Below are 6,643 nucleotides of genomic sequence, written 5' to 3'. Positions count from 1 at the left end.
GCGCTGTCCGCCGACGTAGTTGTGGCCGAGAATCTGAGTCATGGGAGCTCCTTAAAGGGTGCCGATGCTGTCCGGTTGAAAAGCCGCTGCTGCCGGGGCGATGCCGTTGACCAGCGGGGCGCCGAATTCGGCCTGGCTGATTTCAAACCGGTCACCCGGTTGGGTGCGGATGCCATCGGCGAACGACAGGGTCGCGGTGCCGAAAAAGTGGATGTGCACGTCGCCGGGACGCAGGAACTGGCGGTATTTGAAATGGTGGTATTCAAGGTTGGCGAGGCTGTGGCACATGTTGGCTTCGCCGCTGAGGAATTCGTTCTGCCACAGCACTTCGCCGTCACGCAGGATGCGGCTGGTGCCAGCCAGATGCTGCGGTAATTCGCCGGTGCGCAGTTCCGGGCCGTAACTGCAACTGCGCAGTTTCGAGTGGGCCAGGTACAGGTAGTTCTTGCGTTCCATGACGTGGTCGGAGAACTCGTTGCCCACCGCGAAACCGAGGCGATACGGTTTGCCGGCGTGGCCGATGACGTAGAGCCCGGCCATCTCCGGTTCCTCGCCGGCATCCTCGGCGAACGGCGGCAGCGGAAAGGCCTCGCCCGGACGCACGACGATGCTGCCGTCGCCCTTGTAGAACCATTCCGGCTGCACACCCGCCTGCCCTGCCGCCGGTTTGCCGCCCTCGACGCCCCATTTGAAGATGCGCATGGTGTCGGTCATTTGCGCTTCGTCGCCGGCCTGCTGGTGCATCTTGTCCCGCGCCGAGGCGCTGCCCAGGTGCGTCAGGCCGGTACCGCTGACCAGCAGGTGCGCCGGGTCCGGGTGATCGAGCGGCGGCAGGATGCGCCGGTCTTTGAGCAACTGCGCATAGTCATGACTGATGCCGAGGCCGTGGGTTTGTACTTGCTGCTCCAGAGTGCTGCGGGCTTCGATGGCGGCCAGCGCGAGATCGCGTACGCTGCGGGCGTCCTGCACTTCGCGGATCAGGCCGTTGTCGACCACGCCGACGCGGCGCTCGCCGTTGATCAATTCGAATTGAACCAGATGCATAAATTTCTCCTGTAAACAAAACTTCGAACTGCAAAACCCTGTGGGAGCTGGCTTGCCAGCGATGGCAATCTGTCTGATACCGCTATGTTGGATGTACCGCCGTCATCGCTGGCAAGCCAGCTCCCACAGGGTTTGCGGTGATGGTTCGGTTGATATCAGGTACGGGTGGCGCCCCGTGCACTGGCGGCAAACTGCTCGACCGGCAGCACGTGCTTGCGTTCCAGCACGCGGTAGACGATGCCCGTCAGGATCAAACCGAACACCATCACCCCCGAGAGGAAGTACAGGCCGGAGCCAAGATTCCCGGTGTATTCCTTCAACGCACCAATCACGAACGGCCCGATATACCCGCCGAGGTTGCCCACCGAGTTGATCAGCGCAATCCCAGCCGCCGCACTCGCCCCAGCGAAGAACCGCCCCGGCAAGGTCCAGAACACCGCGGTGCAGGAAAACAGCGCGAACGCCACCAGGCACAGCGCCGCCAGTTGCGCCACCGGCAGGGTCAGCCACGCGCTGAAGAACAGGCCCAGCGCGCCCAATACATAGAGCACCGCCAGGTGGCCGTAGCGGTCATTCATGCGGTCGGAACTGCGCGGCACGATCAGCAGGCCGACGATGCCAAAGATGTACGGCACCGCCGAGACGAAACCGGTCACCAGATCGCTGCCGCCGAACTGTTTGATCAGCGTCGGCAGCCACAGGCCGAGGCCATAAATGCTCAGGGTCACCGGCAGGTAGAACAGCGCCAGCAGCAACACGCGTTTGTCCCTGAGTGCATGCAGCGGGTTGCCGTGACGGGTCTGGCCGTATTCCTGAAGATCCTTTTTCAGTTCGCCGGTCAGCCAGTCTTTCTCGGCCTGATCCATCCACTTCACGTTTTGCGGGCCATCGGGCAGCCAGCGCAGGACCGGCCAGGTCAGCAGGATCGCCGGGGTCCCGATGACGATGAACAGCCACTGCCAGCCGTGCAGACCGAGGATGCCGTCCATGCCCAGCAAGCCGCCGGACACCGGGCCGGTGATCATCATCGCGATCGGTTGGGAGAGGATGAACAGGCCGAGGATCTTGCCGCGATGGCGCACCGGGAACCATTGGGTGATGTAGTACAGAACGCCGGGGAAGAACCCCGCCTCCGCCGCGCCGAGCAGAAAGCGCATCACGTAGAAACTGTGCGGGCCCTGGACGAACGCCATGCCGATGGTGATTGCGCCCCAGGTGATCATGATCCGCGCGAACCAGCGCCGCGCACCGAAGCGCTCGAGCATCAGGTTGCTGGGGATTTCGAGAAGAAAGTAGCCGATGAAAAACAGCCCGGCACCGAGACCGTAGGCCGCGTCACCGATACCGATGTCGGCGCCCATGTGCAGCTTGGCGAAGCCGACGGCGGAGCGATCCACATAGGCGATCAGGTACAGCAGGATCAGGAAGGGGATCAGTTTCAGCGTGATGCGGCGAACAAGCCGCAGTTCCTGGCTCATGGGATCGGTCTCCGATTGTTGTTTTTATAGAACCTCGGGGGACGCCTCTCGCGGAAAACCGCCAGGGCCAATCCCTCCGTCGAAAACGACTATATAGTAATACTAATTACCCAACAACACTTCCAAAGCGACGATTTTGCGCTTATGTTTAGCCGTGACTCGCAAACAATAGTCTTACAATAAGAGAATCGATCATGTCTGAGAAGAAACCCACCCTGCGCTCGGCCCAATGGTTTGGCACCGCCGACAAGAACGGCTTCATGTACCGCAGCTGGATGAAGAATCAGGGCATCGCCGACCACCAGTTTCATGGCAAGCCGATCATCGGCATCTGCAACACCTGGTCGGAACTGACCCCGTGCAACGCGCATTTCCGCCAGATCGCGGAGCACGTCAAACGCGGGGTGATCGAGGCCGGTGGCTTTCCGGTGGAATTCCCGGTGTTCTCCAATGGCGAGTCAAACTTGCGCCCCACCGCCATGCTCACCCGCAACCTGGCAAGCATGGACGTCGAGGAAGCGATTCGCGGCAACCCGATTGACGGCGTGGTGCTGCTGACCGGCTGCGACAAAACCACCCCGGCGCTGCTGATGGGCGCGGCCAGTTGCGATGTGCCGGCGATCGTCGTCACCGGCGGGCCGATGCTCAACGGCAAGCACAAGGGCAAGGACATCGGTTCCGGCACCGTGGTCTGGCAGCTCAGCGAGCAGGTCAAGGCCGGCACCATCACCATCGACGATTTCCTTGCAGCCGAGGGCGGCATGTCGCGCTCGGCGGGCACCTGCAACACCATGGGCACCGCGTCGACCATGGCCTGCATGGCCGAAGCGCTCGGCACGTCCCTGCCGCACAACGCGGCGATTCCGGCGGTGGATGCACGGCGTTATGTGTTGGCGCACATGTCCGGCATGCGCGCGGTGGAGATGGTGCGCGAAGACTTGCGCCTGTCGAAGATTCTGACCAAGGAAGCGTTTGAAAACGCTATCCGTGTAAACGCCGCCATCGGCGGTTCGACCAACGCGGTGATTCACCTGAAAGCCATCGCCGGGCGCATCGGCGTCGAGCTGGATCTGGACGACTGGACCCGCATCGGGCGTGGCATGCCGACCATCGTCGACCTGCAACCGTCCGGGCGTTTTCTGATGGAAGAGTTTTACTACGCCGGTGGCTTGCCGGCAGTACTGCGGCGTCTCGGTGAGGCCAATCTGATCCCCAATCCGAATGCCCTGACCGTCAACGGTAAATCGCTGGGCGAGAACACCAAGGATGCGCCGATCTATGGCGAGGACGAAGTGATCCGCACCCTCGACAATCCGATCCGCGCTGACGGCGGTATCTGCGTGCTGCGCGGCAACCTGGCGCCGCTCGGTGCGGTGCTCAAGCCGTCAGCCGCCACGCCGGAGCTGATGCAGCATCGCGGTCGCGCGGTGGTGTTCGAGAACTTCGACATGTACAAGGCGCGAATCAATGATCCGGAACTGGATGTCGATAAAGACTCGATTCTGGTGATGAAGAACTGCGGGCCAAAGGGTTACCCGGGCATGGCTGAGGTCGGCAACATGGGTTTGCCGGCCAAGCTGCTGGCCCAGGGCGTGACCGACATGGTGCGCATTTCCGATGCGCGCATGAGCGGCACCGCGTACGGCACGGTGGTTTTACACGTTGCCCCGGAAGCGGCGGCCGGCGGGCCTTTGGCGGCGGTGCAGGAAGGCGACTGGATCGAACTCGATTGCGCCAGCGGGCGTTTGCATCTGGATATTCCGGATACCGAACTGGCGGCGCGCATGGCCGATCTGCAGCCACCGCAGCAATTGTTGGTGGGTGGTTATCGTCAGTTGTACATCGACCATGTGCTGCAGGCAGATCAGGGGTGTGACTTTGACTTCCTCGTCGGTTGCCGAGGGGCCGAAGTGCCGCGTCATTCTCACTAAGATCAAAAGATCGCAGCCTGCGGCAGCTCCTACCTTGGAATGCATTTCCCTGTAGGAGCTGCCGCAGGCTGCGATCTTTTCAAGGGCTGGATCGCCCATCGTCCGTGCCTGCTATGATGCGCGGCATCTCCATCGCTCAGGATCGCGCCGTTCCCCATGGATTACCGCAAACCTTCCGACCGCAAAAGCATGCACTCGCGCATTGTCCAGGAACTGGGCATGCAGATCGTCTCCGGACGCTTTTTGCCCGATGACAAACTGCCCGCCGAAGCGCTGTTGTGCGAGGAGTACGCGGTGAGCCGGCCGGTGTTGCGCGAGGCCACGCGGGTGCTGGTGGCCAAGGGGCTGGTGTATTCCAAACCGCGCGTTGGCACGGTGGTCAAGGCGCGCCGCGAGTGGCACATGCTCGACCCTGACGTGCTGCACTGGCTGATGCAAAGCAGCCCGCAGAATGAATTCTTCAATGTGCTGACCAGCGTGCGCAGCATCATCGAACCGGCCGCTGCCGCCCTCGCCGCCCAGCACGCGACCGAGGCCGACATCGCCGCCATCGGCGAGGCCTACCAGCGCATGGAAGCGGCACCGACGCCGGAGGCCTTGCTGCAACCGGATCTGGACTTCCACAGCCGCATCGCTGACGCGACCCACAACGATCTGCTGGCGAACCTGTGCAACATGCTCTCGGTGGCGATTGCCGAGGCGTTGAAGCATTCCAACCAGCGGCCGAACCTGCATGAACTGGCGTTGCCGAGGCACAAGGCGATTCTCACGGCAATCGAAAACCGTGATGCGCTGGGTGCCCGCCACGCGACGCTGGTGCAGCTGGATGATGCGCGCAGTGCTCTCAGTGTCGTGCTTGGCACAGAACTCACCTGACACACCCAAAATCCCCTGTGGGAGCGGGCTTGCTCGCGAATGCGGAGTGTCAGCAAAGCATGTTATGACTGGCACACCGCTTTCGCGAGCAAGCCCGCTCCCACATTTTGAATGGTGTGATGTTCACTGGATAAAAAAAGCCGCAACTCTCGAGTTGCGGCTTTGTCGTTTCAGACAGACGGATCAGTGAGCAAACAGCGAATTACCCTTCTGCCCCGCCAGCTTCTCCGGTTTGATCAGGAACTTCGCCAGCGCCGGCAGCAGCCACAGCGCACCGAACATGTTCCACAGCAACATGAAGGTCAGCATCAGGCCCATGTCGGCCTGGAACTTGATCGCCGAGAAGATCCAGGTGCACACGCCGATGGCCAGGCACAGACCGGTGAACAGCACCGCTTTACCGGTGGATTTCAGGGTCTGGTAATAGGCTTCCTGCAACGGCAGACCCGCGCGCAGGAAACTTTCCAGTCGGCTGTAGATGTAGATGCCGTAGTCCACGCCAATCCCCACGCCCAGCGCCACCACCGGCAGGGTCGCGACCTTGACGCCGATGCCCATGAACGCCATCAGTGCGTTGCCGAGCACCGAGGTCAGCACCAGCGGCAGGACGATGCACAGGGTTGCCGCCCATGAGCGGAAGGTGATCATGCACATCACCGCGACGCAGATGTACACGAGGATCAGGATGGTCAGCTCGGCCTGTTTGATCACTTCGTTGGTGGCCGCCTCGATCCCGGCGTTACCGGCGGCGAGGATGAATTCCAGGCCGTCCTTGTTGTTGGCCTTGGCGAATTCCTGCACCGCATGCACCGCACGGTCGAGGGTTTCGGCCTTGTGGTCATTGAGGAAGATCAGCACCGGCGCCAGCGAACAGCTGTTGTTGTACAGGCCGTCGGCGCGGGCGATCGAGTTGTTCAGCACGTCCGGGTTGCGCGACAGGGTTTCCCATTTCAGGTTGCCCTCGTTCATGCCCTTGATCATCTGCTTGGACACGGTCACCAGCGAGATCGCCGACTGCACGCCCTCGGTGTTCTGCATCTTCCACATCAGCTCGTCGATCGGCGCCATCGCTTCGTAGCGCGAGCAGCCTTCGGTGGCGGTCTTGACCATAACCACCAGCACGTCGGAGCTGGTGGAATAGTTGTTGATGATGAAGTTGTTGTCCTTGTTGTAGCGCGAGTCCGGACGCAGTTCCGGCGCGCCCTGGTCGAGGTCGCCGATTTTCAGGTTCTGGCTGTACCAGAGGCCGCCGCCGAAGGCGATCAGCGCCAGGGCGATGGAAACCGGTGCGACTTTCGGGCTGGCGAAGTTCGA

5 protein-coding genes are annotated in these 6,643 nt (G+C 61.9%); 2 read left to right on the top strand and 3 right to left on the bottom strand.

Going from position 1 to position 6,643, the window contains the following annotated elements; genetic code table 11:
- Nucleotides 1-51: 51 nt before the first annotated feature.
- Entirely contained in the window at nt 52-1,044 is a 993-nt protein-coding gene (araD1, locus tag DBR18_RS12765) for an AraD1 family protein (protein WP_108590573.1), read from the bottom strand.
- Between the two features lie 155 nt (nt 1,045-1,199).
- Nucleotides 1,200-2,522, bottom strand: a complete 1,323-nt coding sequence (locus DBR18_RS12760; protein WP_108590572.1) for an MFS transporter — start codon at nt 2,520-2,522, stop codon at nt 1,200-1,202.
- A gap of 194 nt (nt 2,523-2,716) precedes the next feature.
- Here DBR18_RS12760 and DBR18_RS12755 point away from each other — a divergent pair, with 194 nt between their 5' ends.
- Both DBR18_RS12755 and DBR18_RS12750 read left to right on the top strand, forming a co-directional pair.
- Nucleotides 2,717-4,453, top strand: a complete 1,737-nt coding sequence (locus tag DBR18_RS12755; RefSeq protein WP_108590571.1) for an IlvD/Edd family dehydratase — start codon at nt 2,717-2,719, stop codon at nt 4,451-4,453.
- A gap of 156 nt (nt 4,454-4,609) precedes the next feature.
- Nucleotides 4,610-5,329 carry a FadR/GntR family transcriptional regulator gene (locus DBR18_RS12750; RefSeq protein WP_045122493.1) on the top strand — a complete coding sequence of 240 codons (720 nt, stop codon included), beginning with the start codon at nt 4,610-4,612 and terminating at the stop codon, nt 5,327-5,329.
- 183 nt (nt 5,330-5,512) lie between these two features.
- Here the strand turns inward: DBR18_RS12750 and DBR18_RS29140 are convergent.
- Nucleotides 5,513-6,643, bottom strand: a 1,131-nt coding sequence (locus tag DBR18_RS29140) for an RND family transporter (protein ID WP_256588689.1), incomplete at its 5' end; no start/stop codon positions are given.

It is taken from the genome of Pseudomonas sp. HMWF021 (genome assembly GCF_003061005.1).
GTDB lineage: Bacteria > Pseudomonadota > Gammaproteobacteria > Pseudomonadales > Pseudomonadaceae > Aquipseudomonas.
Note: the sequence above shows the minus strand (reverse complement) of the source record. Positions and strands in the feature narration are given on the sequence as shown.

Coding starts and splice junctions, on each gene's coding strand:
- araD1 (WP_108590573.1), bottom strand. CDS start 1,044: ATGCATCTGGTTCAATTCGAATTGATCAACGGCGAGCGCCGCGTCGGC.
- DBR18_RS12760 (WP_108590572.1), bottom strand. CDS start 2,522: ATGAGCCAGGAACTGCGGCTTGTTCGCCGCATCACGCTGAAACTGATC.
- DBR18_RS12755 (WP_108590571.1), top strand. CDS start 2,717: ATGTCTGAGAAGAAACCCACCCTGCGCTCGGCCCAATGGTTTGGCACC.
- DBR18_RS12750 (WP_045122493.1), top strand. CDS start 4,610: ATGGATTACCGCAAACCTTCCGACCGCAAAAGCATGCACTCGCGCATT.